This window comes from Trinickia sp. HAY1-2D (genome assembly GCF_056754935.1).
Genome location: NZ_JBPGWX010000002.1, coordinates 3,199,107 through 3,223,523, shown reverse-complemented (window position 1 = coordinate 3,223,523; position 24,417 = coordinate 3,199,107). Strand labels below are relative to the sequence as shown.

The following is a 24,417-nucleotide window of genomic DNA, read 5'->3' as shown; positions in this document are numbered from 1 at the left end:
AGCGGGCAATTCCGCCAGCGCTACATCAGCACGATGTCGTACTGTTCCTGGCTCAAGTTCGACTCGACCTGCAGTGACACAGGTTTGCCGATGAAATCGATCAGCATCGCGAGATGTTGCGATTCCTCATCGAGAAAAAGATCGATGACTTGCTGTGAGGCGATGACGCGGAACTCGCGCGGATTGAACTGGCGGGACTCGCGCAGAATTTCACGCAGCACGTCGTAGCAGACGGTGCGTGCTGTTTTGACTTGTCCCTTGCCCTGACAAACGGGGCACGGTTCGCACAACACGTGCGCCAGCGATTCGCGCGTGCGCTTGCGCGTCATCTCGACGAGCCCCAGCTGCGAAAAGCCGTTGACGGTCGAACGCGTGCGGTCGCGCGACAGCGCCTTCTTCAACTCGCCGAGCACGGCATCGCGGTGTTCGGCGTTTTCCATGTCGATGAAGTCGATGATGATGATGCCGCCGAGATTGCGCAGCCGCAGTTGCCGCGCGATCGTGTGCGCGGCTTCGAGATTGGTCTTGAAGATCGTATCGTCGAAATTGCGCGCGCCGACATAGCCGCCGGTATTGACGTCGATGGTCGTCATGGCTTCGGTCTGGTCGATCATCAGATAGCCGCCGGACTTTAGATCGACGCGCCGCGACAGCGCCCGTTGAATTTCCGTTTCGACGTTATAAAGATCGAACAAAGGCCGCTCGCCGATATAGTGGTTGAGCTTCGCGCTGACGGCCGGCGTGAATTCGGTCGCGAATTCCACGAGCATTTGATAAGTCTCGCGCGAATCGACTTGAATCCGCGTCGTCTCGTCGTTGACGAAATCGCGCAATACGCGCTGTGCGAGATTGAGGTCCTGATAAAGCAGACTCGTGGGTGGCAGGCGTTGGGCCTGAGCGACGATCGTGGCCCAGGTCTTGCGCAGATAGGCTACGTCGCCCGCCAGCTCTTCGCTCGTGGCATCTTCGGCGATCGTGCGCACGATATAGCCGCCTTTTTCGTCGGCGGGCAGAACCGCGGTCAAGCGCGCGCGAATGGCCTCGCGCTCCGCTTCGTCTTCGATCTTTTGCGAAATGCCGATATGCGGCTCCTGCGGCAGATAGACGAGCGTGCGGCCCGCGATGCTGACTTGCGTCGACAGGCGTGCCCCCTTCGTGCCGATCGGGTCCTTGATCACCTGAACCATCAGCGTCTGCCCCTCGAACACCGTCTTTTCTATCGGCTGCACCGGCCCCGCATGTTCGCCCGCGGCGCGCGGCTGCCAGATATCGGCGACATGCAGGAACGCCGCACGTTCGAGGCCGATATCGATGAACGCGGATTGCATCCCCGGCAACACCCGCACGACCTTACCGAGATAAACGTTCCCCACGCGCCCCCGCGATGCCGTGCGCTCGACGTGAAGTTCCTGCACGGCGCCTTGCTGGACCAGCGCGACGCGCGTTTCCTGCGGAGTGACATTGATCAGAATCTCTTCGTTCATCGGAAGCCTTCGGACGCCTTAGAAGTCGACACGAGCCGCGCGCAGCAACGCAGCTGTCTCAAAAAGGGGCAGACCCATGATACCCGAATAGGATCCGTCGATATGCTCGATGAACTCGGCTGCGCGGCCTTGAATGCCGTACGCGCCGGCCTTGCCGAGCGGCTCGCCTGTACGCGCGTATCGGCGTAGCGCATCGACGGTGGCCGAGGCGAAACGCACGACCGAGCGCGAAAGCGCGGGGGACAGCAACTCACCCGTACCGTCGACGACCGCAATCGCAGTCAACACCTCGTGATCGCGTCCGGCGAGCCGCGTGAGCATCGTCACCGCATGCTCGACGTCGGTAGGCTTGCCGAGGATCGTGCCGTCGATGGCCACGGTGGTATCGGCCACGAGGATGGGCGCGGCGCGATGGGCGCCGGCGACGCGGCGTGCGTGGGCCGCTTCGGCTTTCGCGACGGTCACGCGGCGCACGTATTGTTCGGCCGACTCGCCTTCGCGTTCGGCTTCGAGCGCTTCGGCGTCTTCGTCGGGCCGGGGCAGCAAGAGCTCGAAGCGCACGCCGAGCTGACCGAGCAGTTCCTGTCGGCGCGGACTTTGCGAAGCGAGGTATATGGAGGGGTACAGCGAAGAGCCGGACGTCGATGGAGGCATTTGTCGTCCTCGTGATGCGCCGGCCCGCTCCCGAGACGGCGCGTCAGACGCGGTGATAGGGATGATTCTGCGTGATGCTCCACGCGCGGTAAAGCTGTTCGGCCAATAGCACGCGCACCATGCCGTGCGGCAACGTCAAACTGGACACGCGCAGCATGAGTTCGGCTCGCGCCTTCAGCTCCGGCGCGAGACCGTCGGCGCCCCCGATCACGAACGACACGTCGCGGCCTTCCTGCTGCCAACCCGGCAGGGCTGCGGCCAACTGCATCGTGGTCCAGTCCTGCCCGCGTTCGTCGAGGGCGACGAGGCGCGCGCCTTTCGGCAGGGCCGCCTCGATCCGCTGACGCTCGGCCGCCATGACGCTTTGCGCCGTCCGACTGCCCGTGCGCGGTTCGGGCTTGATCTCGCGCAACTCGATACGCAACTCGGGCGGCATCCGCTTCGCATATTCGTCGAAGCCGCTGGCTATCCACCCCGGCATCTTGTGTCCGACGGCGAGTATCTGCAGTTTCATTCCGAAGCGCCGCGAAGGGGATTACGACGTCTTGCCGCGCCGCTTTGCCGCCGTCTTGCGAGCGGGCGCGGGCCGGCTGTCGGCCGGGCCGTCGTCGTCTTCATCCTCCTCGTCCTCGAGCGGTTCGCTCGCACGCGCGCCGCCGAACGGGTTCGGGCTCGAGAGCTTCACGCGCACGGGTTTGTCGCCCCAGATCTCTTCGAGGTTGTAGTACTGCCGCAGCGCAGGTTGAAGGATATGGACCACGGCGTCGCCGCAATCGACGAGCACCCATTCGCCGATGTCCTCGCCCTCCGTGCTGACGATTTCACCGCCGGCTTCCTTCACCTTGTCGCGAACGCTGGAGGCCAGCGCCTTCGTCTGCCGGTTCGAGGTGCCGCTCGCCACGATGACGCGATCGAAGAGCTCGGTCAGATGGGTTGTGTTGAAGACACGTATGTCTTGCGCTTTGACGTCTTCGAGGCCGTCGACGATCGCGCGTTGCAGTTTGCGAATATCCATGGTTACCGATGGTACAGGTGATGTTGGAGAATGTAGCGCCAGACGGGCTCCGGAACCGAGTCGGGCGCGCCGGGTTGGACGGCATCGTTGTTGCCCCGACCGGAGAGCCGCTCGCGCATTTGCGCGCGAATATCGGTTGCCGATACGTCCAGCGCGAGTGTCGCGTCGATCAACAGGTGACCGGCAGGCCGCGCGCGCAGCACCGTCGCATCTGCCTTGCGCGCGGCCAGCTCGCCGGCCAGCGCGGGCGATGCCCTCGTCAGCTCGAATCCGGGCCGTGTAGCCGCCGCGATGTGCGCGAAGTCGAACAAGCGCCGCCAGTCGCGCCAGGTATCGAGCCGCAATAATTGATCGGCGCCCATCAGAAGCGAGATCGAGACATCGGCGCCCTCGCCCAGGCGCCAGCGCTCCAGCGTTTCGACCGTGTAAGTGGGACCGGCCTGCTCGATTTCATCGGTGGCCACGCTCACGGCGGTACCAGGCAGCACGAGCGTTGCCGCAGCGGCGCGCGTCATGGCGAGGCGGTGGGCAGCGGCACTGACGTCGGCCTTCTGCCAGGGCTGCCCCGCCGGCAGCAGGACGAGCTCCGTCAACTTCAGCAACTCGGCAAAGCGCCGAGCCAGTGCCAGATGGCCGTGATGGATGGGATCGAATGTGCCCCCGAGCAGTCCCACACGGCGTGGCAGTTCGCGCGCGCCATCGGTTGAGGCGTCGACTGAGAGGTGGGCGACGGGCGAATTCAGGGTGCGGTCCCTTCGTTGGGTTCGTCGAGCCATGCGCGCGGCCGCAGGAAATCGGTATAAAGCTTCGCCTCGTGTGTGCCGGGCTCGGGCTGCCAGCCATAACGCCAATTCGCGACGGGAGGCATCGACAGCAGAATCGATTCGGCCCGCCCGCCGCTTTGCAAGCCGAAATGGGTGCCGCGGTCGAAGACGAGATTGAATTCGACGTAACGGCCGCGTCGGTAGTTCTGGAATGCGCGCTCGCGCTCGCCATAGGGCGTCGCCCGGCGCTTGCGCAGGATCGGCAAATAAGCGTTCACGAAGGCGTCGCCCACGCTGCGCATCATCGCGAACGAGCGCTCGAAGCCGAGCGCGTCGAAGTCGTCGAAGAATATCCCGCCCACGCCGCGCGTTTCGTTTCGATGCTTGAGGAAGAAGTACTCGTCGCACCAGTGCTTGAAGCGGGGATAGAGATCGTCGCCGAACGGCGCGAGCGCGTCGCGGCAAACGCGGTGAAAGTGCTTCGCATCTTCCTCGTAGCCGTAATAGGGCGTAAGGTCCATGCCGCCGCCGAACCAGAACACCGGCTCCTCGCCGGCCTTGGTCGCCACGAGCAGGCGCACGTTCATGTGCGCGGTGGGGCAGTGCGGATTGCGTGGGTGCATGACGAGCGATACGCCCATCGCTTCGAAGCCGCGGCCGGCGAGTTGCGGCCGCGCCGCGCTCGCCGAGGGGGGCAGGGCATCGCCGGCCACATCGGAAAAGCCGATGCCCCCGCGCTCGATCAGTTCGCCCTCTTCGAGGATTTTCGTGACGCCTTCGCCGCGCAGCGATCCGCCGGCCGGGCGCTGCCAGGCGTCGGCCGCAAACGACGCGCCGTCGAGCGCGCCAATGGCGTCCGCCAGGCTCGTTTGCAAGCCCTGCAGGTAGCGGCGCACGGGCGCCGGATCGAAGTTCGCTGCGTCCGCCATGGTCACGATTTCCGGTTCAGGGCGCGGTAGCCGATATCGCGGCGATACTGCATGCCGTCGAACGAAATACGATTGACCACATCGTAGGCGGCCGATTGCGCGCCGCGCACGGAGTCCGCCAGGCCGACGACGCACAGTACGCGCCCGCCCGAGGTGACGAGCTTGCCGTCGGCGAGCGTCGTCCCGGCATGGAACGTTACCGCGTTTTCGGTTTCCGCGGGAATATCGCCGATCGTATCGCCCTTGCGCGGGGCATCCGGATAACCGTGCGCGGCGAGCACGACACCGAGCGCCGTACGCCGGTCCCACGTCAGCTCGACCGTGTCGAGCGTGCCGGCTACGGCCTGTTCGATCACTTTCGAAAAATCGCCCTTCAAACGCGCCATGATCGGTTGCGTTTCGGGGTCGCCCATGCGGCAGTTGAATTCGAGCGTCTTCGGGTTGCCCTCGGCATCGATCATGAGGCCCGCATAGAGGAAGCCCGTATAGCGGATGCCTTCCTTTTCCATCCCGCGCACGGTCGGCAGAATGATCTCGCGCATCACGCGCGCGTGCAGCTGCGGCGTGACGATCGGCGCCGGCGAATAGGCGCCCATGCCGCCCGTATTGGGGCCGGCATCGCCATCGGCCAGACGTTTGTGGTCCTGGCTCGACGCGAGCGGCAGGACATGCTTGCCGTCGACCATGACGATGAAGCTCGCTTCCTCGCCTTGCAAGCACTCCTCGATGACGACCCGCGCGCCGGCATCGCCGAGTTTGTTGTCGGCGAGCATCATGTCGACGGCCGCATGCGCCTCGTCGAGCGTGGTGGCGACGACGACGCCCTTGCCCGCGGCGAGGCCGTCGGCCTTGATGACGATCGGCGCGCCTTGCTTCTCGAGATAGGCGTGGGCCGCTGCCGCGTCGGAGAACGTTTCGTATTCGGCCGTCGGAATGCCGTTGCGCTTCATGAACGCTTTGGCGAAGTCCTTCGAGCTCTCGAGCTGTGCAGCTTCCTTGGTCGGCCCGAAGACCTTGAGGCCACGGCGGCGAAAGAGGTTGACGATGCCCGCGGCGAGCGGCGCCTCGGGACCGACGACGGTCAGCGCGATCTGCTCTTTCTGCGCGAAGTCGGCGAGGGCATCGAGATCGGTGATCGGCACATTGCGCAGACGTTCGTCCTGGGCCGTGCCGCCATTGCCGGGCGCGACATAGACGAGCTGGACGCGCGGCGATTGCGCAAGCTTCCAGGCCAGCGCATGTTCGCGGCCGCCCGAACCGACGACGAGTAGTTTCATATCAATCCCCGAGAACCTAAAAGGGACGGCCGGCGCAGGGCGCCGGCCGCAATATCGGCATTCGATGTGCGCTGGCCCGAACGCATGGGCGCAACGTTGCGCCGCATGCTCCGAGCGCGCGCGTTATTCCTCGGCAATCGACGCGTTCGTGTACACCTCTTGCACGTCGTCGAGGTTCTCGAGCGCGTCGAGCAGTTTTTGCATCTTCACTGCGTCTTCGCCGGTGAATTCGACTTCCGTCTGAGGCTTCATCGTGACTTCCGCGAGTTCGGCCTTGAAACCGGCCGCTTCGAGCGCCGTCTTGACCTTCGAGAAGTCATTCGGCGCGCACAGCACTTCGATGCTGCCGTCGTCGTTCGTGACGACGTCGTTCGCGCCGGCCTCGAGCGCGGCTTCCATCAGTTTGTCCTCGGGCGTGCCGGGCGCGAACAGAAACTGGCCGACATGATCGAAGAGAAACGCCACCGAACCGTCCGTGCCCATGTTGCCGCCGAACTTCGAGAACGCGTGCCGCACTTCGGCGACGGTACGCGTGCGATTGTCGGTCATCGTATCGACGATGATCGCGGCGCCGCCGATACCATAGCCCTCGTAGCGAATTTCCTCGTAGCTCGCGCCATCGACACCGCCCACGCCGCGCTGGATCGCGCGGTTGATGTTGTCCTTCGGCATGTTGGCGTCGGTCGCCTTGTCGACGGCGAGGCGCAAGCGCGGGTTCGAGTCGATATCGCCCCCGCCCATGCGGGCCGCCACTTGAATTTCCTTGATGAGACGCGTCCAGACCTTGCCGCGTTTGGCATCCGCGGCCGCCTTCTTATGCTTGATGTTGGCCCATTTGGAATGACCAGCCATACGTTTCTCCGTGGCGCGTGCCGACCGGGCACACGCATGATGCGTTTTGTCGATTGCGAATCGTGTGAACCGTGCGAGTCCTGCCGATGGTTCAGGTGTCGGGCGGCGTGCCGCGATTGCGCTTCGCTCGATGGTGCCGCGCGTTGTCCGCGATCCCGGGGCCGCGGCGGATAGGGCAGACCGTCCTCAGAGCAGACGTCGATTTTACCATGCCGCGTCGGCGCCGGCGGTCGCTGGCAAGGCCGCGAACGCGCCGGCCGCTTTTCAGTTCTTCGTGCCGAACAGGCGGTCGCCGGCGTCGCCGAGGCCCGGCACGATATAGGCGTGCTCGTTCAGGTGGGAATCGAGCGAGGCGACGAAGAGTTTGACATCCGGATGCGCGCGCTGGAACACCTCGACGCCTTCGGGTGCGGCGACGAGCGCGAGAAAGAGGATGTTTTCGCCGGCCACGTTGCGGCGCTTGAGCACGTCGATGGCGTGCACGGCCGAATAGCCGGTGGCGACCATCGGATCGCAGAGGATGAAGATGCGGTCTTCGAGATCGGGCAGGCGGACGAGATACTCCACGGGCCGATGTGCGTCGTCGCGATAAACGCCGATGTGCCCGACTCGCGCGGAGGGAATCAGCTCGAGCAGTCCGTCGGACATCCCGATGCCCGCGCGCAGCACCGGAACGATGGCGAGCTTCCTACCGGCAATCACGGGCGCATCGACTTCGACGAGCGGCGTGGCGACGCGTTTGGTCGTGATCGGCAGATTGCGCGTGATTTCATAGCCCATCAGCAGCGTGATTTCGCGCAGCAACTCGCGAAACGTGCGCGTCGACGTGTCTTTGTCGCGCATGTGCGTGAGCTTGTGCTGAATCAGCGGATGATCGAGGATGGACAGGTTCGGAAAACGCGGATCTTGTTTCATGGCGGGCGTGGGTGCGTGCGGGGGGGCGTGCGGCGGCTCGATGACATTGCCCGCCAGTGTACCGAAAGATCCGCTTCGCGCGTCGCTGCGGGGATTCTTCTACAATCCCGTCAATTCGTCGCATCGACTCAACGAAACACTGGGACATCGCCATGGATCTGGGGCTCGCAGGCAAGACCGCACTCGTATGCGCGGCAAGCAAAGGGTTGGGGCGCGGATGCGCCGAGGCGCTCGCCGCCGAGGGCGTCGAGTTGGTGATCGTCGCCCGCACGGCCGAGACGCTCGAGGCGAGCGCCGCCGAGATTCGTGCCAAGACGGGCGTGAGCGTGCGCACCGTAGCCTGCGACATCACGACGGCCGACGGGCGCGCGGCGGCGCTCGCGGCCTGTCCGCAGCCCGATATCCTCGTCAACAACGCGGGCGGGCCGCCGGCCGGCGATTTCCGTCAGTTCACGCACGACGACTGGATCCGCGCGCTCGAAGCCAACATGCTCACGCCGATCGCGTTGATCCAGGCGAGCATCGACGGCATGATCGCACGCGGGTTCGGCCGCATCGTCAACATCACGAGCTCCGCCGTCAAGGCGCCGATCGACGTGCTGGGCCTGTCCAACGGCGCGCGCTCGGGGCTCACCGGCTTCGTGGCGGGCGTGGCGCGCAAGGTGGCGGTGCACAATGTGACGATCAACAATCTGCTGCCGGGCCTCTTCGATACCGACCGCATTGCCACCACGTTCAAGGCTCAGGCCGACGCGCGCGGCATCAGCATCGGCGAGGCGCGCCGCGAGCGCATGAAAACCATTCCCGCGGGCCGCTTCGGCGAGCCGGGCGAGTTCGGCAAGGCTTGCGCCTTTCTGTGCAGTGTCCATGCGGGCTACATCACGGGCCAGAACTGGCTCATCGACGGCGGCGCGTACCCCGGCACGTTCTGAGCGCTCGGGCGAACCGCTGACCGCTAATGGGTCTCGCGTTTTCGGTTTTCCGTTACATCCAGAGCATTTCCCGCAACAGCAACAGTAGTCCGATTTGACGGCAAGGAGCCGCTTCATGAGTCCATGCGTCGCATTGATTGCGCACGATCACAAGAAAGACGACATCGTTGCCCTCGCCGGCGAATATGTCGACGTGCTGCGCCGTTGCCGCCTCGTTGCGACAGGCACGACGGGCGGGCGGATTGCCGACGCGCACGGGCTCACCGTCGAGCGCATGCTCTCGGGCCCTTACGGCGGCGATCTGCAAATCGGCGCGCGGCTCGCGGAAGGCGGCGTGGACGTGGTTGTCTTTCTACGCGACCCGCAAACCCCACAGCCGCACGAGCCCGATATCAATGCGCTCGTGCGCGCCTGCGACGTGCACAACGTTCCCTGCGCGACCAACATTGCAACGGCGCGCATGATTCTCGACGCGCTGACGCGGCATCTCGGCGACCGCGCGTAAGCGCGGCGCAAGCGGCGGCGGTTGCGCGCGCCGCGCGTCACAGCGAGCAGCACTTACCCAAAGGAGAACATCATGGTCAAGGCAATTCGAATCGAGCGAACGGGCGGACCCGAGGTGATGCAGTGGGTCGACGTGGACGCAGGCGAGCCGGGCCCGGGCGAGGTCCGCGTCAAGCATCATGCGGTAGGGCTCAATTACATCGATGTCTACTTCCGCACGGGGCAATATCCGATGCCGCTGCCGGCAGGCCTCGGCATGGAGGCGGCGGGCGTGGTGAGCGCGACGGGGCCCGGCGTCACGCAGTTCAAGACGGGCGATCGCGTGGCGTACGTCGCGCGCCCGCCCGGCGCCTATGCCGAAGAGCGCGTCTTGCCGATCGCCACGCTGGTCAAACTGCCCGACGCCATTTCGTTCGACGATGCGGCTTCCGCCATGCTGCAGGGACTGACAGCGCAATACCTGCTGCGCCGGACCTATCGCGTGCAAGCCGGCGACACGATCCTGATCCATGCCGCGGCGGGTGGCGTCGGACTCTTCGTCTGCCAATGGGCAAAGGCGCTCGGCGCGACGGTGATCGGCACCGTCGGTTCGGACGAGAAAGCCGAGTTGGCACGCGCACATGGCTGCGACCATCCAATCGTCTATACGCGCGAGAACTTCGCTGAGCGCGTGAAGGAACTGACGGGCGGCGCGGGCGTGCCCGTCGTCTATGACTCCATCGGCAAGGACACCTACAAGGGCTCGCTCGATTGTCTGGCTCCGCTCGGTTATTTCGTGAGCTTCGGCAGTGCGTCGGGGCCGCTCCCGCCCATCGAAGCGTCGGAACTGTCCAATCGCGGCTCGCTCTTTTTCACGCGCCCGACACTGTTCAGCTACACGCTCAAGCGCGAATGGCTCGACACGATGGCGGCCGAACTCTTCGACGTACTGGCCTCGGGCAAGGTCAAGACGAATGTGCGTCAGCGCTATGCGTTGGCGGACGTGGCCACCGCGCACCGCGACCTCGAAGCGCGCAAGACGACGGGCTCGACCATCCTCATACCCTGAACGAGCCGAGCGCCCGCGTGGGCCGCGTTATCCGGCCCCGCTGCCGCTGCCGCAGCCTTGCCGCCGCACCTGTCGATTTTAGCGAGAGCGGACGCGACATCGCCATGTCTATAATGAGACAAAGCCGGGCGAAGCGTGGGGACGGAATGCACGACGTTCGCCGGCGGCAAGTCTAAAGGGAGGAGCGATGCTCAATGCGCTTTCGCTCGGCGCGGGCCTGTCCTGGGCCAGCGGCCTGCGGCTCTATTTGACGGTGCTCCTCGTCGGTGTATTCGACCGGCTGAACATCGTGCATTTGCCCGATTCCCTCGCGGCACTGGCTTCGCCGTGGGTCATCGGCGCCGCGGCTTTTCTCGCTGCCGTCGAGTTCTTCGCCGATCGCATTCCCGCGTTCGACTCGCTCTGGGACGCCGTTCATACGTTTATCCGCATTCCGGCCGGCGCACTGCTCGCCGCCGGCGCGCTGGGTCACGCCGATCCGGCCCTCATGACCGTTGCCGCGCTGGCCGGCGGCACGCTCGCCGGTTCCGCCCACCTCACCAAGGCCGGAGCGCGCGCGCTCATCAACTTGTCGCCTGAGCCGTTTTCGAACTGGATCGCTTCGTCGACGGAAGACGTGCTGGTCTGTATTGGTCTCGCGCTCGCGTTTTTCGCACCGGTTGTCCTGCTGGTATTGATGGGCGGCTTCCTCCTTTTTGCCGGCTGGGCGTTGCCGCGGCTGTGGCGCGGCGTGCAGGGCGGATTTCGCGGCATGGCCTCGCATATGAGCTCGCGACTGGGCTCGTTCGGGGGCAAGCGCGATTGAACGATGCGAGCGGTGCGAGCGCGGCCAGTCCCGATCCACGCGCTAGTCGTGGCGCTCGGTTCTTACTCCTGATTCGGCAGGCGCTGCGCATGACCGTGCGCGACTGGCGCGCGGGCGAGCTGACAATGCTCTCGCTGTCGCTCGTGCTCGCGGTGGCGGCATTTGCGAGCGTCGGTTTTCTCGCCGATCGTCTCCAGCAGGGCCTCGAGCGTGATGCCCGGCGCATGATTGCCGCCGATTTCGTCGTGCGCGCCGACCATCCCGTCGATGCCGCATTCGTCGATCGAGCGCACTCGCTCGGGCTGCGCACCGCCACTACGATCATTTTCCCGACCATGGTCGCGGGGGCGAACGGCGCGGCAGGGCAAGGCGAGGGCGCTATCGCCAACGCGCGGCTCGCGGCGGTCAAGGCCGTCTCGCCCGGTTATCCGCTGCGCGGTGCCCTGCGCATCGCGTCGGGGCCGACGGCGCCCGATCGCACGGCGCAGGGCATTCCGGCACCGGGTACCGTTTGGGTGGACGCCGAGCTGCTCGGCGCGCTGCATTTGCACGTGGGCGATCGCGTGATGCTCGGATTGCGCACGTTCACGATCGCCGCGGTCATCACGCGCGAGCTCGATCGCGGCTTTGCATTCGTCAACTTTTCGCCGCGCCTCATGATGCGCGCCGATGCGCTGCCTTCGACGGGCCTGTTGGGTTACGGCAGCCGTGTGACTTATCGGCTGCTCGTGGCGGGCGACGACGCGGCGGTTGCCGAGTTCACGCGGTTCGCGCACGCCCGCGTGGATGGCGGAAAAATGCGAGGCGTGGCGCTCGAATCGCTGCAGGAAGGCCAGCCGCAGGTGCGCCTGACGCTCGATCGGGCTGGGCATTTTCTGCGCCTGGTATCGCTGCTGACGGCATTGCTTGCGGCCGTCGCCATCGCCATGGCTGCGCACCGCTACACGCGGCGGCATCTCGATAGTTGCGCCGTCATGCGTTGTCTGGGCCTTGGGGCCGCGGCGCTGCGCACGCTGGTGGCCCTCGAATTTCTGATCGTCGGTCTGGCCGGCGGCATCGCGGGTGCGGCGCTCGGTTACGCAGGGCATTTCGCGTTGCTTGCGTCGCTTCGACAACTCATCGCCGTCGATTTGCCGCAACCGGGGCTCGCACCGGCGCTAGAAGGCATGGCTGCGGCGCTCGTTTTGCTGATCGGCTTCGCGCTGCCGCCGCTCGTCCCACTCACGCGGGTGCCGCCCGTGCGCGTGCTGCGCCGTGAATGGGACGGTCAGGCCCGTACCGCATGGATGGCCTATGCCGCGGGCATCGCGCTCTTCGCCGGGCTGCTCGTGCTCGCGGCGGGCGAACTCAAGCAGGGCGGCATCGTCGCCGGCGGCTTTGCCGCGACGCTGCTGATCTTTGCGGGCGTGGCGCGCGCGGCGCTGTCGGCCGCCTCGCGCATAGCGCGCAGCGAGCGTGCCGGGGCGCGGCTCCCGGCCGGTGTCGGTTGGCGCTATGCGCTCGCCTCGCTCGAACGGCGCGGTGCGGCCAGCGCGTTGCAGATCACCGCGCTTGCGCTCGGTCTCATGTGCCTGCTGCTGATTGCCATGACGCGCAACGATCTGGTGGCGGGCTGGCGCAAATCGACCCCACCCGATGCGCCGAACGAGTTCCTCATCGATATCCAGCCCGATCAACGTCAGGCTGTCGCGAGCTATCTGAGCGCACACGGCATAGCAGGAGCGACGCTCGAGCCGATGGTGCGTGCGCGGCTGACGACGATCAACGGCAAGCCGGTCGACCCAGGCGCGTATCGGAACGACGATGCGCGGCGCCTCGTGGACCGCGAGTTCAATCTGTCGTACCGCGCTACGCCGCCCGATGACAACCGGATCGTGCAGGGCCGCTGGTTCGGTGCGGCTCAGCGCCCCGAGATTTCGATCGAGGAGGGCCTCGCGAAGCTGATCGGCGTGAAACTCGGCGACGTACTGCGCTTCGATATCGCAGGCCAATCCGTGGAGGCGCCGATCACGAGCGTGCGCAAGCTCGACTGGGGGTCGTTCAAGGTGAACTTCTTCGTGCTGATGCCGCCCGCCGCACTCGATGCATTTCCGGCGATCTATATCACGAGCTTTCACTTGGCTGCCGAGCGACGCGCGGTACTCGATGGTCTCATTGCCCGCTATCCGAATCTGACGGCCATCGATATCGGCCCGATCCTCGCACAGATCCAGCACATGCTCGATCAGGTGATCGGCGCGGTGCAGTTTCTGTTTCTCTTCACGTTGGCGGCGGGTCTGCTCGTTCTCTACGCGGCGCTCGCCGGCACGCGCGACGAGCGCATGAGAGAATCGGCCCTGTTGCGCGCGCTGGGCGCTTCGCATGCGCAGGTGCGCGCGGTGCAGGCGGCGGAATTTGTCGTCGTCGGCGCCCTCGCCGGGGCGATGGCGGCGATCGGGGCGCAGGTGCTCGGCTCCGTGCTGGCCACTCGCGTGTTCGATTTCTATCTGGACTTCGATCCGTGGGTGTTGCCCGCCGGCATCGTTGCAGGCATCGCGTGCGCCGGTGTGGGCGGATGGCTAAGTCTGCGGCGCGTGTTGACGCGCCCCGCGGGGCAGACGTTGCGCGACGCTTGAACGTTGACTCTTGCATCCCTCGCGCTGCAATTTCTCTTTGTTTTTCCGGCTTTACGTATGACCGACAATACCGACGACTCGCAGCCCGCCCAACCGACGGCATTCGAACTCGTGGGCGGCGAGACACGCGTGCGCGAACTCGTCGACCGTTTCTACGACCTGATGGATCTCGAACCCGAGTTTGCGAGCATCCGGGCGCTCCATCCCCCATCGCTCGACGGTTCGCGCGACAAGCTCTTCTGGTTCCTCTGCGGCTGGCTCGGCGGGCCGGACCACTACATCGAACGCTTCGGTCATCCGCGCTTGCGTGCGCGTCATCTGCCGTTCGCGATAGCCTCTTCCGAACGCGATCAGTGGCTGCGCTGCATGGCCTGGGCGATGGAGGACGCCGGCTTGCCCGAAGCGTTGCGCGAGCGCCTGCTGACCGCGTTTTTCGATACGGCGGATTGGATGCGCAACCGGCCCGGTTGAACGGCCGTCCTCGAGCACGAACGTAATGCGATGCGGTGGCTACGCCAGGAAGTCCCGACCTGAGAGAACTCTGCCTGCGAAACCGGCCCGGTTGAGTAACCGGTACAGTGCTTGGCTATAGGCGATCGAACGCTGCCTGTCCGCGCGTGCCGCGGGGCCGCGATAATGCGATTTTGGAGCCCGGGCGGCCGCCGGTGCCGCCGGAAAGAGACTTTCGAGGACCGACTATGACGACCCAAGCGTTATTCCGCGAGGATGCCTATCTGACCCGCTGCGAGGCGACGATCGTCGCGCTCGGCGACGACGGAATTCTGCTCGATCGGACCGTGTTCTATCCGCTGGGCGGCGGTCAGGCGGCCGATACGGGCGCGCTCGTACTCGCCGACGGCACGCGCATCGCGATTGCGGACACACGCAAGGCCAGGTTCGAGGGCGCGACGCCCGATGACGCCTTGCACATTCCCGCGGCGGGACAAGAAGCGTTGCTGGCGCACGCGCGGGTGGGCGACCCGGTCGTGGCCGAGATCGATTGGGACCGGCGCTACCGGCATATGAAGCTGCATACGGCGAGCCATCTGATGTGCGCGGTGCTGCCTTATCCTGTCGACGGCTGCAGCATTACGGTCGACTACGCGCGGCTCGACTTCGCGACGACGGAGCCGATCGAACGCGAACTCGTCGAGACGCGTCTCGCGTCGCTCGTGAGCGGCGAGCACGCCGTTGCGACAGAATGGATCACGGACGACGAGATGGCCGCGAGGCCGGAGCTCGTACGCACGATGAGCGTGAAGCCGCCGATGGGGCTGGGCCGCGTGCGCCTGTTGCGAATCGAAGGTGTGGACTTGCAGCCGTGCGGCGGCACGCATGTGCGCAACACGGCGGAGATCGGCGCGCTGCGCGTGGCGAAGCTCGAGAAAAAGAGTGCGCGCACGCGGCGCCTCGTATTGGAGTTTGTGTCATGACGGAACCCGGGACGAGGGAAGCAGGAACCGATTACGACGTGCTCGATCCCACAGCGCGAGCGGTGCTCGACTTCTGGTTCGGCGAGCCGCGATCGTCTCGTTTTGGCCAGGTATGGGATTGCTGGTTCTCGGGCGACGACACGTTCGATGCGCAACTACGCGAACGTTTCGGCGCAACGTTGGCATCGGCGCGACGGGGCGAATACGCTGGGTGGCAGCGTACGCCGCTTGGCACGCTCGCCCTCATCGTCGTGCTCGATCAGTTTTCCCGGAACATACACCGCGGCAGTGCCGAAGCTTTTGCGGCCGATGCACAGGCGGTCGAGGCCGCCCGCCGCATGGTGGCAACACGTGCTGATCGCACGCTGCCGACGCCGCACCACCGCGCGTTTGCGTACTTGCCCTTCGAGCACGACGAATCGCGCGAAAGCCAGGAGACGTCGGTGCGTCTGTTCGGCGAGCTGGCCGACGAGAGCAAAGATGCCGCTGGCTATCTCGGGTACGCTCGCCAGCACGCGGTCATCATCGAGCGCTTCGGACGTTTTCCGCACCGCAATGCGTTGCTCGGTCGTGAAACGAGCGAAGAAGAGCGCGCGTTTTTGCTCGAGCCCGGGTCGTCGTTTCGATAGCCGGCCAGCGCGGCGTGACCGGTGCCGTGCCGAGCCCGTGCTAACGCGTTGCCAGCGCTTGGGGCTCTTTCAACCCATAACCGGCGGTGAGCCGCTCGTATTCGGCGATCAACTGGGCACCAAACAGCAGCAGCGTGCCCAGTGCTTCGAGACTGACGAGCACGACGATCGCGGTCGTCATCGATCCGTACACAACGCTCACCTGTGACAACGTCGCAAAATACCAGACCAGTACGCGACGCGTGATCTCCCACAGCGCCGCGGCTGCCACGGCGCCCATGACGGCATGGCGAAACGTGGTGCGTCCCGCCGGAATGATGATATAGATCGCGGTCAGAACGAATATCTCACCCGCAACGCCACACAGGTAAAGGATGACTCGCGTCGTTCCCGTCAGCGAGACCGCGTGGCCGAGCAGTACCACGCTATCCGACGCGACTGCCTGCAGGCTGCTCGTGACAAACGTGATGAGCAGCACGCCGATGCCGAGCGAGAGACTGAAGCAATACGGGACAATCGCCGATATCAGGAAGTGGCGCCGCCGGATGACAACGCGATGCACGAAGATGATCGACAGTGCGTTTTCGAGCACGGTGAACGCAAGGGAGCTGAAGAAAATCATCGTTACGACGAGGAACCAGCCCACCACCGAGCGATGCGCGAGAAAATTGGCGAGTTCACCGACGATCGCTTTCGACTGTCCGGGCACCAGCCATCTCAGCAGCCTTTCGAGCGTATCGAGCAGCAGCGCCTGGCCGACCACATGACTGAATGCGATGGCCACCAGAATCAGCAGCGGTACGATCGAAAGCAGTGAATAGTACGCAACCGCGCCTGCGAGAAGAAGGCCTTGATTCTTTCGAAATGCTTTGAGCACTTGGACCGTGAACTGAAAAGGATGACGGGCTACGAAGCGCAATGCGCGCCTTCGCGCCTCCTTTTCAATCCGTTGCGAATGCATTGGCGCGTTCATAGCGCTCCGGCAGCCAGCTGATTTCCTTTGGCTTGCGCGTCGCTATTGCCGTCCGGCTGCGCGCGCGCGTGCAACGCCTCGATACAAGCGTCGGTTAGTTCAGTGAAAGAACCGATCGTCGTCTCCTTCACGGGGCTGGCCGCCGCCGGTTGATCCGGCGCGCTTTGGCGCCGCGCGGCGTCGGGATCCCCGTCGAACGCAATGCCCATGATGAGGTGCGGCGAGCGCGCTCGAAGCCCCCGGACGAGGTTGCGCAGATAGGGAGGCGATTCGCGCCAATCAAGCGTCACGAGACAGATGACGGTGTCGTGACCGATGCGGGTCTCGTCGACGCGTCTGCGCAAGAACCGTTCGGCCGAAAGGGCAGTCGCCTCGATGCCGCGCCGACGCAGCAGTTGCACCAGGATCGTTGCGGCAACGCCGTCGAACTCACCGCGCCCCCTGACACAGAGCACGGTGGCCGGCTCATCAGGTGCTTCGTGCTGGCTGTCATGAGACGGCCCACGGCGCGTGCCGCCTCTCGTGCGCCCGGGCTTGCGCGGCGCGACGCTCAGGCCCGGCGAATCGGCCGATGCGAGCCCCCGGACGACGCCTAGTGCCGCGAGGCGCACGGCCGTGAGTTGGCCGGGCGTGATTACGCCACGCGCGACGTCGCCGCAGGCGAGCCTCAGGCATTCCAGCATGACCGTGTCGTACCAGGCCTCGGGAGAGGATTTTTCGAGCATCGTCGCGGCTTGAGCGAGTGCATCGGGTACGTCGTCGGCCAGCAAACGCTGATAGAGGTTTTCGCCCGGTGTCAGCACCGGATGATCGCCGAACAGCACGTCGAGGAAGGCGACGCGTTCAATGTGGCGGCCGAGCGTCACGAGACAGAGCGTAAGCGGTGTAGACAGCACGAGCCCCACCGGTCCCCATATCCAGCTCCAGAAAATGGCGGCGATGATCACGCCGAACGGCGACAAGCCCGTGCTGTTGCCGTATATCAGCGGCTCGACGAACTGGCTCGCGGTGAGCTCGATCACCGCGAACAGAATCGCAGTCCAGACCGTCATCCACCAGCCGGGCCCGATTGCCGCTGCGAGGATGACCGCGAGGAGCGCCGCCAGCCATGCGCCGATGTAAGGGACGAACCGCAGCAAGGCGGTCAGGACGCCGAATAACAATGCCCCCGGCACACCGATAATCGCGAGCCCGATACAAATCAGTGCGCCGACGCTCGCATTCATCGCCACTTGAGTAAGAAAATAGCGGCTTAAGCGCCGAGCGGCCTCGGTCATCGCAGTCATGGTGCGATGCAGGTCGCGCACGCCGAAAAGGCGAATGAGCCTGTCGCGCAAATCTTCGCGTTGCAGCAGGATGAAAATCGCGATGACGGCCACGATGCCGGCCGTCTCGAGCGGACTCACCACCGGTGCGACGAAGCGCTGGACGAGTTTCAGCGACGAAGGCCGGGGTTCGATCACCTCGACGGACATCGGCGGGCGGCCCGAGCGGCTGGCCGAGCGGTCGTTGTTGCCCGGCGGTTCAGGAGGGGGCGCAATATGTCTGAGCGCGCCGCTCGCCCGTTTCAGAAGCGCATCCGCGCGGCCGAACGTCTCTTCGTGCAGCAATTTCGCCTTGCGCTCCACTGCGACCTCGTACTGCGGGAGGTCCCCGGCCAATTGGGCGATTTGGGCGCCGATGAGCACGCTCGTCGCGGCCAGCACCAACAGCGCAACGAGCACCGCAGCGATGACCGACGGCGCATGACCGAAACCGACACGCCGCAATGCGGTGGCGAACGGCGCCAGGACGAAGCTCAGCAACACCGCTAGCGTGATCGGCATGAGCACGTCGCGCCCGACGTAGAGCGCGCCGATCACCACGACGCCGGCGATCAGCGAAGTCAGTGCTCTAACACCCGGCACCTCGGGCGGCGAGCCACGGTCGCTGCTGCGCCGCGGCGGCATGGGACCAGTCATGATCCATACGCAAAGCAAATGCGATGCCAGGCGGACGGTCTTTCATTGGCGCTGCGCCTCAATCGCGCGCGAGCGAGTCGCTGTTTGGCACGGGCACGGCGCGCGGCCGGCGCGGTACCCGCGTAGTCGAGGAAGTTCTGCGGCGCCGGCTCGATGCGATCGTGACGCACGCCGTTTACTTACACGGCTTCTCGCTCCGAAGCCCACTTGTCCCGACGAGGCGGGTGATAACGCTGCAGTTTCGAGATGAGCGCATCGGGTTGCGCATCGATCTGCAAAATATCGAGATACTCGCGCTGCATGAACCCTTCGTTCACCGTGTGCTCGAGCATGGCGACGAGCGGCCGATAGTATCCGTCGATATCGAGCAGGCCGATTCCTTTCGCGTGATAGCCGAGCTGGGCCCACGTGAAGACCTCGAACAGCTCTTCGAGCGTCCCGGCCCCGCCGGGGAGCGCAACGAACGCGTCCGACAAGTCCGCCATCATCCTCTTGCGCTCATGCATGTCGGCGACGACATGCAGCTCGCTCAAGCCCGTATGCCCGACTTCCTTTTCGAGCAGCAGCTGCGGAATGACGCCCACCGCGCGCCCGCCGGCCTCGAGCACCGCATCGGCAATCGTGCCCATGAGCCCAACGCGTCCACCGCCGAAGACGAGCGAGCAGCCCGCCTCGACGAGTGCCCGGCCGAACGCCTGCGCGGCTTCGACATAGACGGGCCGTGTCCCCATCGACGAGCCGCAATAAACGCAAATCGACTTCAAACTCATACTCCGGCGTCCTTGACGGCGGCTTTGGGCAGCGCATCGCGCGGCGGCAGGTAATCATGGAATTCGCGCATCGGCAGTTTGCCCGAGACGAGGTCGTCGAACAGCTGGCGCGAGCGGCCGCGCAGATAAGGCGCCATGATCGAAATCACATGCACGCTGACCTGATAGAGCTCGACGCGAATCGCCTCTTGATCGTTGTACTTGCGCGGATGCATGACGAACTGATAGGAAAGCCAATAGGTCGCGATGACGCCCATGTTCGTCGCGATGACCTGGATTTCCTCGGGCGTGGCGACCATTTCGTCGTCGGCCACCAGCAACTCGCACAGCTCGCGCGCGAAGCGGACTTTGTGACTGATGATTTGCTTGAAATGCGTCTCGAGCGTGCGATTGCGCGCGAGCAGATCGTTGAGATCCCGATAGAGGAACCGATACTGCCACATGAAATCGGCCATGTACTGCAGATACGACCAGGTTTCGTCGATGGTCGGACGATGATCGTCGGGCAGCCGCAGACGCTTTTCGATCGCCTGCTCGAACTGCGCGAAGATGCTGTTGATGATGTCGTCCTTGTTGCGGAAGTGATAGTAGAGATTGCCGGGGCTGATCTCCATCTCTTCCGCGATCGTGGTCGTCGTGACGTTCGGCTCGCCGATCTCGTTGAAGAGCTTCAGCGATAACTCGAGGATCCGTTCGCGGGTGCGGCGGGGAGTTTTGGCTTCCATGTCGTCCGGCCCAGTGGCGCCAGGCAATACGCGGCCCCACGCGGGACCCGTACATCGTCTTGCCCGGCTTTGGTTGTATGTCTCGAATGTAGTGGGCCGATTATAAACCGCACGTTCTCTTCCTCGACCGCCCTCCGGGTTTTCATGGAGCACGGTCGTTCGTTTTTTTGAGACGGGGAGTCCAACGGTGAACGGCTCGTTCACAGGTGATTCGATGGGGCGGGCGGTCAGCCTTCGAGCAGCAGCCGCACCCAATGGGCGACGAGCGGGCCGACGAGCAGAACCCAGGTCAGCCCGCAGACGAGCAGCGCGACGCTCACCGCGGCACTGCCGAGGTCCTTGGCACGCCGCGACAGCTCGTGACGTTCGAGCGAGATGCGATCGATCGCCGCTTCGACACTCGAATTGAGCAGCTCGACGATGAGCACGAGCAGTACCGAGCCGATCAGCAAAACGTGGGAGACGGCATCCACCGGCACGGCGATACCGATCGGCACGAGCAGCACCGCGAGCGTGAGCTCCTGTCTGAATGCGCTTTCCTCGCGAATGGCGACGCGAAAGCCGTTCAGCGAGTTCTTGAGCGCATGCCACGCCCGCGTGAACCCCCGATTGCCCTTGTAGGGGTTGTACGGCAGAGGCGCAAGCGGATCGTCGGGCCCGAGCGGCTCGTGCGCGTCGGGCGGCTCGCGGCCGATCGGCGGTTCGTCGTGCTTCATGCGGCGGCGCTTTGCTCGCGCCACGGCGCATGAGAGAGCGGTTTCAGGTGCGCTGCGAATTGCTCGGAGGCGGCGCGCCAGGAAAAGCGCTCGGCCCACGCGCGCGCGGCGGCGCGATCGATCTTCAACGCGTCGAGACACGCTTCGCGCAGGTCCTCGTTCATTGCGCCGGCGTCGCCGTCGCCGAGCACGTCGATCGGCCCCGTCACCGGATACGCGGCCACGGGCGTACCGCAGGCCAGCGATTCGAGCAGCACGAGCCCGAAGGTATCGGTACGGCTCGGGAACACGAAGACGTCGGCCGCGGCATAGACCTTCGCCAGTTCCGCCTGCGTCAGCACGCCGAGGTAATTGACCTCCGGATAGCGCGACTTGAGTTCCGCGAGCGCAGGCCCTTCACCGGCCACCCATTTTGAGCCGGGCAGGTCGAGCTTCAAAAACGCCTCGACGTTTTTTTCGATGGCGACACGGCCGACATAAAGAAAGATCGGCCGGGCGGTATTGAGCACCTTGGATTCCATCGGATGGAAGATATCGAGATCGACGCCGCGCGTCCAGAGGACGACATTCGTAAAGCCGTAGCGCTCGAGGTCGGCCTTCACGACGGGCGTCGGCGCCATCACGGCGAGCGAGGGCCGGTGGAACCAGTGCAGGAAGCGGTAGGTGAATGCGGCGGGCAACGCGAAGCGGGCTTCCACGTATTCGGGAAAACGCGTGTGATAGGCCGTGGTGAACGGCAGCCCGTGCTTGATGGCATAGCGGCGCGCGGCGAGGCCGAGCGGCCCCTCGGTGGCGATATGCAGCGCGTCGGGCGCGAATTCATCGATGCGCGCGTGCAGGCGCCGGCGGGGAAAGAGCGACAGCCGGATCTCAGGATAAGTCGGGCACGGAATGGTGCGGAATTCGAGCGGCGTGACGAGCTCGACGCGATGGCCAAGTTCGGTCAGCTCGCGCGTCGTGTTCTTCAATGTGCGAACGACGCCGTTGACCTGCGGCTCCCAAGCGTCGGTCACGATCATGATTTTCATGCGAAGAGTCTCCGGTCCGGATGGCGGACAGTGCGGGGAGGCGGACACGTCAGGCCGTTGCCTTGGCCTTGCGCGAATGAGCGTGCGGCGAGCGCATGACGGTCCAATAGACCACGCGCAGCTCGCCTTCGAAGGTTTCGACGAGCGCGGAAAGGCTTTCGACCCAGTCGCCGTCGTTGCAGTAGACGAGGCCGTCGACATCGCGGATCTCGGCCTTGTGGATGTGACCGCAGACGACTCCATCGCAGCCGCGTCGCCGTGCCTCGTCGACCATGACGTGCTCGAACGACGAGATGAAATTGACCGCGTTCTTGACCTGATGCTTCAGATACTGGGAGAGCGACCAGTACTGGAAGCCGAAGCGGCTGCGAATGCGGTTGAACCAGCGATTGAGCACGAGGATCGTCGTGTAGGCGCTGTCGCCCAGATAGGCGAGCCACTTCGCATGCTGGATGACACCGTCGAAGAGGTCGCCGTGTACGATCCACAGGCGTTTACCGGAAATCGTCGTATGAAACGCTTCGCCACGCACCTGGATGTCGCCGAAGGCGAGATCGCAAAACTGCCGCGCGCCTTCATCGTGATTGCCCGGGATATAAACGACCTGTGTGCCCTTGCGCGCCTTGCGCAAGATCTTCTGGACGACATCGTTGTGCGCCTGCGGCCAGTACCAGCCTTTTTTCAGCTGCCAGCCGTCGATGATGTCGCCGACGAGGTAGAGATATTCGGAATCGTTGTGGCGCAGGAAGTCCAGCAGGTAGTTCGCTTGGCAGCCGCTCGAGCCGAGATGGATATCCGATAGCCAGATCGTCCGGTAGCGGTGCGGCTTGTCGACGTCGTCGTCGTGACCGCTCGCGTCCGTTTCGTGCGCTGCCTCGTGAGTGTCGGCCGAGATGCCGCCGGGCGCGGCGGGATGAAAGGGAACGGCAGCGACAGTCGCGCCGAGCCGCCGAAGGAGGGAAGTCGCGGCCGTCGTGCGGTCCATGGCTTCTCGCGTCGAGTTGGACATTCGCCCATTGCGCCACGCGAGCGTGACTGCAACATGACAGTCACGGGAAGTTCTTATTACGGGGTCGGCGGGCCCGACGTTTCGGCCGCGCCCGTCGCCGGGGTGCTCGGCTTGTCGGGCGCGAGTTCGACGATTCGTGTGCCCGCCATGCGGTCATGAGGGAACTGGCGGTCGGGATCGAGCCGTGCCGCGGCGGCCCAGAGCAGGAACCACGCGGCCGTCGCAGCGAGCGTCGCGGGCAGCGGCAAGCCGAATACCGGATGCAGCGCAAGCGGGGGCACGAACCACAGCCAGCCCAACCCATAGCGCGCCAGGGCCCGCACTGGACCGACCGTCTGGCCGGAAGGCCCGACGAGGCGCAGGCGCCACGTTTTCATCGGCAGTGTCTGACCGCCGTGCGTCCAGCACCAGACGAAATAGACGCCGACGACGAAGGCCAGCCAGACGGCGAGCAGATGGCGATGCGTGAGGCCGTTGCGCTGCTGCGTGAGCGTGCCGAACAGATAGCCGGCGAAGAATACGATGCCGAAAAGCAGCAACGTCTCGTAGACGAGCGATGCGAGGCGGCGGCGAATGCTGGGCGGCAACGACGGTGAATCCATGCGGTGTGCGGCTCGGTCGGGGCCGGACATCACGCGCCGCGGAAGATCGAGGGCGCCTCGGACGGCGAAAGCGGCGTGGGTGCGCCCGGTACGCCGCTCGCCGGTGCCGGCGGTGCCGCGCTTGTGCCCGATGCGGCCGCGGCAGCACTGGCCGCCGCAGCGCCGCTCGTCGGCAACGACGCATCCGCGAGCCGATTGATGCCGTGGATTTCGCTCTTGAGCCCTGATGGCGGGGCGCTCACGACGGTCGGCCGCCGCTTGCGCTCCAGCGCCGCAAGCCGTGCCTTCTGCTCGGGCGAGAGTTCCTGGTAGGCCTTCCAGGCCTTCTGGCGCGCTTGCGGGGGCAGCGCTTTCGAGACCTGGTAGTTTTCGCGTGCGACACGGCGCTGCTCGGGCGTCATGCCGACCCACTGACCCATCCGTTCATGGAGTCTTTTTTGCGCTTCGGGCGACATCTTCGCGAAACGCGACGCGATCTTGATCCATTTGCGCTTTCGCTCGTCGCTGAACCTGTCCCATTCGGTGGCGAACGGCGCCAAAGCGGCGTGCTGTTCGTCGCTGAGGTGCGACCACGAGAGCGGGTTGTTGTCGACGAGGGGAGCGAGCTCGATGGCAAGCGTCGGTGCGGGAGGCGCGCTAGGTGGCGCGCCCGCCGGCCGGGCAGCGGGTGTCTCGCCGAAAAAGCGAGGGTAGGTTGCTCCGAACACCACGGCGGACGCGATCGCACAGGCGAACACGACGGCCAGGCCGCGCTTGTAGCTCACGCCGGTCTCCTCC

26 protein-coding genes are annotated in these 24,417 nt (G+C 65.1%); 8 read left to right on the top strand and 18 right to left on the bottom strand.

Annotated features, from left to right (window positions below):
- Positions 1-20: 20 nt before the first annotated feature.
- The 9 genes from rng to upp all read right to left on the bottom strand — a co-directional run bounded on the left by rng (position 21) and on the right by upp (position 7,890).
- Positions 21-1,484: a ribonuclease G gene (rng, locus tag ACR9ZC_RS22105; RefSeq protein WP_481581913.1), complete on the bottom strand. Its 1,464-nt coding sequence runs from the start codon at positions 1,482-1,484 to the stop codon at positions 21-23.
- 18 nt (positions 1,485-1,502) lie between these two features.
- A complete protein-coding gene (locus ACR9ZC_RS22100) occupies positions 1,503-2,138 on the bottom strand; it encodes a Maf family protein (protein ID WP_481581912.1) in 636 nt (211 codons plus the stop codon).
- 43 nt (positions 2,139-2,181) lie between these two features.
- Positions 2,182-2,652 (bottom strand): 23S rRNA (pseudouridine(1915)-N(3))-methyltransferase RlmH, encoded by a 471-nt coding sequence (rlmH, locus tag ACR9ZC_RS22095; RefSeq protein ID WP_481581911.1) that lies wholly within the window; start codon positions 2,650-2,652, stop codon positions 2,182-2,184.
- A 21-nt stretch (positions 2,653-2,673) separates the two neighbouring features.
- Complete coding sequence (gene rsfS / locus ACR9ZC_RS22090) at positions 2,674-3,153, bottom strand: ribosome silencing factor (protein WP_331571756.1); 480 nt, start codon at positions 3,151-3,153, stop codon at positions 2,674-2,676.
- Positions 3,154-3,155: 2 nt separating this feature from the next.
- Positions 3,156-3,929 carry a nicotinate-nucleotide adenylyltransferase gene (locus ACR9ZC_RS22085; RefSeq protein WP_481581910.1) on the bottom strand — a complete coding sequence of 258 codons (774 nt, stop codon included), beginning with the start codon at positions 3,927-3,929 and terminating at the stop codon, positions 3,156-3,158.
- Entirely contained in the window at positions 3,893-4,846 is a 954-nt protein-coding gene (gene hemF, locus ACR9ZC_RS22080) for an oxygen-dependent coproporphyrinogen oxidase (RefSeq protein WP_481581909.1), read from the bottom strand. Before hemF ends, ACR9ZC_RS22085 begins: the two co-directional genes overlap by 37 nt.
- 2 nt (positions 4,847-4,848) lie before the next feature.
- Entirely contained in the window at positions 4,849-6,123 is a 1,275-nt protein-coding gene (gene purD, locus ACR9ZC_RS22075; RefSeq protein WP_481581908.1) for a phosphoribosylamine--glycine ligase, read from the bottom strand.
- Positions 6,124-6,246: 123 nt separating this feature from the next.
- A complete protein-coding gene (locus tag ACR9ZC_RS22070; protein ID WP_440558571.1) occupies positions 6,247-6,975 on the bottom strand; it encodes a YebC/PmpR family DNA-binding transcriptional regulator in 729 nt (242 codons plus the stop codon).
- Between the two features lie 264 nt (positions 6,976-7,239).
- On the bottom strand, positions 7,240-7,890 hold the full coding sequence (gene upp / locus ACR9ZC_RS22065) for a uracil phosphoribosyltransferase (RefSeq protein WP_331571746.1): 651 nt from the start codon (positions 7,888-7,890) through the stop codon (positions 7,240-7,242).
- Positions 7,891-8,042: 152 nt separating this feature from the next.
- On the opposite strand from upp, the gene ACR9ZC_RS22060 reads away from it, so the two are divergent.
- The 8 genes from ACR9ZC_RS22060 to ACR9ZC_RS22025 all read left to right on the top strand — a co-directional run bounded on the left by ACR9ZC_RS22060 (position 8,043) and on the right by ACR9ZC_RS22025 (position 15,856).
- Positions 8,043-8,822 (top strand): SDR family oxidoreductase, encoded by a 780-nt coding sequence (locus ACR9ZC_RS22060; RefSeq protein ID WP_481581907.1) that lies wholly within the window; start codon positions 8,043-8,045, stop codon positions 8,820-8,822.
- A gap of 115 nt (positions 8,823-8,937) precedes the next feature.
- On the top strand, positions 8,938-9,327 hold the full coding sequence (locus ACR9ZC_RS22055; protein WP_173256545.1) for a methylglyoxal synthase: 390 nt from the start codon (positions 8,938-8,940) through the stop codon (positions 9,325-9,327).
- 72 nt (positions 9,328-9,399) lie between these two features.
- Positions 9,400-10,374, top strand: coding sequence for a quinone oxidoreductase family protein (locus ACR9ZC_RS22050; RefSeq protein ID WP_481581906.1), 975 nt, complete (start codon positions 9,400-9,402; stop codon positions 10,372-10,374).
- A 187-nt stretch (positions 10,375-10,561) separates the two neighbouring features.
- The gene (locus ACR9ZC_RS22045) at positions 10,562-11,179 is read left to right on the top strand and encodes a DUF4126 domain-containing protein (RefSeq protein WP_331571740.1); all 618 of its coding nucleotides are present in this window, start codon (positions 10,562-10,564) and stop codon (positions 11,177-11,179) included.
- Positions 11,180-11,268: 89 nt separating this feature from the next.
- Positions 11,269-13,794: an ABC transporter permease gene (locus ACR9ZC_RS22040; RefSeq protein WP_481581905.1), complete on the top strand. Its 2,526-nt coding sequence runs from the start codon at positions 11,269-11,271 to the stop codon at positions 13,792-13,794.
- Positions 13,795-13,851: 57 nt separating this feature from the next.
- Positions 13,852-14,265 carry a group II truncated hemoglobin gene (locus ACR9ZC_RS22035; protein ID WP_481581904.1) on the top strand — a complete coding sequence of 138 codons (414 nt, stop codon included), beginning with the start codon at positions 13,852-13,854 and terminating at the stop codon, positions 14,263-14,265.
- A 227-nt stretch (positions 14,266-14,492) separates the two neighbouring features.
- Positions 14,493-15,227 carry an alanyl-tRNA editing protein gene (locus ACR9ZC_RS22030; protein WP_481581903.1) on the top strand — a complete coding sequence of 245 codons (735 nt, stop codon included), beginning with the start codon at positions 14,493-14,495 and terminating at the stop codon, positions 15,225-15,227.
- Entirely contained in the window at positions 15,224-15,856 is a 633-nt protein-coding gene (locus tag ACR9ZC_RS22025) for a DUF924 family protein (protein WP_481581902.1), read from the top strand. The genes ACR9ZC_RS22030 and ACR9ZC_RS22025 overlap by 4 nt, the downstream gene beginning before the upstream one ends.
- Before the next feature lie 40 nt (positions 15,857-15,896).
- Here ACR9ZC_RS22025 and ACR9ZC_RS22020 read toward each other — a convergent pair whose 3' ends face one another.
- The 9 genes from ACR9ZC_RS22020 to ACR9ZC_RS21980 form a co-directional block, all read right to left on the bottom strand.
- The gene (locus tag ACR9ZC_RS22020; protein ID WP_481581901.1) at positions 15,897-16,829 is read right to left on the bottom strand and encodes a YihY/virulence factor BrkB family protein; all 933 of its coding nucleotides are present in this window, start codon (positions 16,827-16,829) and stop codon (positions 15,897-15,899) included.
- Entirely contained in the window at positions 16,826-18,790 is a 1,965-nt protein-coding gene (locus tag ACR9ZC_RS22015; RefSeq protein WP_481581900.1) for an AI-2E family transporter, read from the bottom strand. Before ACR9ZC_RS22015 ends, ACR9ZC_RS22020 begins: the two co-directional genes overlap by 4 nt.
- A gap of 179 nt (positions 18,791-18,969) precedes the next feature.
- Entirely contained in the window at positions 18,970-19,554 is a 585-nt protein-coding gene (locus ACR9ZC_RS22010) for an LOG family protein (protein WP_481582739.1), read from the bottom strand.
- A 2-nt stretch (positions 19,555-19,556) separates the two neighbouring features.
- The gene (locus tag ACR9ZC_RS22005; protein WP_173256557.1) at positions 19,557-20,285 is read right to left on the bottom strand and encodes a TetR/AcrR family transcriptional regulator; all 729 of its coding nucleotides are present in this window, start codon (positions 20,283-20,285) and stop codon (positions 19,557-19,559) included.
- Positions 20,286-20,512: 227 nt separating this feature from the next.
- Positions 20,513-21,001, bottom strand: coding sequence for a diacylglycerol kinase (locus ACR9ZC_RS22000; protein WP_481581899.1), 489 nt, complete (start codon positions 20,999-21,001; stop codon positions 20,513-20,515).
- Positions 20,998-22,029: a glycosyltransferase family 4 protein gene (locus ACR9ZC_RS21995; RefSeq protein ID WP_481581898.1), complete on the bottom strand. Its 1,032-nt coding sequence runs from the start codon at positions 22,027-22,029 to the stop codon at positions 20,998-21,000. The genes ACR9ZC_RS22000 and ACR9ZC_RS21995 overlap by 4 nt, the downstream gene beginning before the upstream one ends.
- A 49-nt stretch (positions 22,030-22,078) precedes the next feature.
- Positions 22,079-23,014: a UDP-2,3-diacylglucosamine diphosphatase gene (locus ACR9ZC_RS21990; RefSeq protein ID WP_481581897.1), complete on the bottom strand. Its 936-nt coding sequence runs from the start codon at positions 23,012-23,014 to the stop codon at positions 22,079-22,081.
- Positions 23,015-23,094: 80 nt separating this feature from the next.
- A complete protein-coding gene (locus ACR9ZC_RS21985; RefSeq protein WP_481581896.1) occupies positions 23,095-23,640 on the bottom strand; it encodes an RDD family protein in 546 nt (181 codons plus the stop codon).
- A gap of 29 nt (positions 23,641-23,669) precedes the next feature.
- Positions 23,670-24,404, bottom strand: a complete 735-nt coding sequence (locus ACR9ZC_RS21980; RefSeq protein WP_481581895.1) for a DUF3106 domain-containing protein — start codon at positions 24,402-24,404, stop codon at positions 23,670-23,672.
- Between the last annotated feature and the right edge of the window lie 13 nt (positions 24,405-24,417).

Excerpts from the sequence above, each read along its gene's own strand:
- rng (WP_481581913.1), bottom strand. The coding sequence starts at position 1,484 with ATGAACGAAGAGATTCTGATCAATGTCACTCCGCAGGAAACGCGCGTC.
- ACR9ZC_RS22100 (WP_481581912.1), bottom strand. The coding sequence starts at position 2,138 with ATGCCTCCATCGACGTCCGGCTCTTCGCTGTACCCCTCCATATACCTC.
- rlmH (WP_481581911.1), bottom strand. The coding sequence starts at position 2,652 with ATGAAACTGCAGATACTCGCCGTCGGACACAAGATGCCGGGGTGGATA.
- rsfS (WP_331571756.1), bottom strand. The coding sequence starts at position 3,153 with ATGGATATTCGCAAACTGCAACGCGCGATCGTCGACGGCCTCGAAGAC.
- ACR9ZC_RS22085 (WP_481581910.1), bottom strand. The coding sequence starts at position 3,929 with ATGGCTCGACGAACCCAACGAAGGGACCGCACCCTGAATTCGCCCGTC.
- hemF (WP_481581909.1), bottom strand. The coding sequence starts at position 4,846 with ATGGCGGACGCAGCGAACTTCGATCCGGCGCCCGTGCGCCGCTACCTG.
- purD (WP_481581908.1), bottom strand. The coding sequence starts at position 6,123 with ATGAAACTACTCGTCGTCGGTTCGGGCGGCCGCGAACATGCGCTGGCC.
- ACR9ZC_RS22070 (WP_440558571.1), bottom strand. The coding sequence starts at position 6,975 with ATGGCTGGTCATTCCAAATGGGCCAACATCAAGCATAAGAAGGCGGCC.
- upp (WP_331571746.1), bottom strand. The coding sequence starts at position 7,890 with ATGAAACAAGATCCGCGTTTTCCGAACCTGTCCATCCTCGATCATCCG.
- ACR9ZC_RS22060 (WP_481581907.1), top strand. The coding sequence starts at position 8,043 with ATGGATCTGGGGCTCGCAGGCAAGACCGCACTCGTATGCGCGGCAAGC.
- ACR9ZC_RS22055 (WP_173256545.1), top strand. The coding sequence starts at position 8,938 with ATGAGTCCATGCGTCGCATTGATTGCGCACGATCACAAGAAAGACGAC.
- ACR9ZC_RS22050 (WP_481581906.1), top strand. The coding sequence starts at position 9,400 with ATGGTCAAGGCAATTCGAATCGAGCGAACGGGCGGACCCGAGGTGATG.
- ACR9ZC_RS22045 (WP_331571740.1), top strand. The coding sequence starts at position 10,562 with ATGCTCAATGCGCTTTCGCTCGGCGCGGGCCTGTCCTGGGCCAGCGGC.
- ACR9ZC_RS22040 (WP_481581905.1), top strand. The coding sequence starts at position 11,269 with ATGACCGTGCGCGACTGGCGCGCGGGCGAGCTGACAATGCTCTCGCTG.
- ACR9ZC_RS22035 (WP_481581904.1), top strand. The coding sequence starts at position 13,852 with ATGACCGACAATACCGACGACTCGCAGCCCGCCCAACCGACGGCATTC.
- ACR9ZC_RS22030 (WP_481581903.1), top strand. The coding sequence starts at position 14,493 with ATGACGACCCAAGCGTTATTCCGCGAGGATGCCTATCTGACCCGCTGC.
- ACR9ZC_RS22025 (WP_481581902.1), top strand. The coding sequence starts at position 15,224 with ATGACGGAACCCGGGACGAGGGAAGCAGGAACCGATTACGACGTGCTC.
- ACR9ZC_RS22020 (WP_481581901.1), bottom strand. The coding sequence starts at position 16,829 with ATGAACGCGCCAATGCATTCGCAACGGATTGAAAAGGAGGCGCGAAGG.
- ACR9ZC_RS22015 (WP_481581900.1), bottom strand. The coding sequence starts at position 18,790 with ATGACTGGTCCCATGCCGCCGCGGCGCAGCAGCGACCGTGGCTCGCCG.
- ACR9ZC_RS22005 (WP_173256557.1), bottom strand. The coding sequence starts at position 20,285 with ATGGAAGCCAAAACTCCCCGCCGCACCCGCGAACGGATCCTCGAGTTA.
- ACR9ZC_RS22000 (WP_481581899.1), bottom strand. The coding sequence starts at position 21,001 with ATGAAGCACGACGAACCGCCGATCGGCCGCGAGCCGCCCGACGCGCAC.
- ACR9ZC_RS21995 (WP_481581898.1), bottom strand. The coding sequence starts at position 22,029 with ATGAAAATCATGATCGTGACCGACGCTTGGGAGCCGCAGGTCAACGGC.
- ACR9ZC_RS21990 (WP_481581897.1), bottom strand. The coding sequence starts at position 23,014 with ATGGACCGCACGACGGCCGCGACTTCCCTCCTTCGGCGGCTCGGCGCG.
- ACR9ZC_RS21985 (WP_481581896.1), bottom strand. The coding sequence starts at position 23,640 with ATGGATTCACCGTCGTTGCCGCCCAGCATTCGCCGCCGCCTCGCATCG.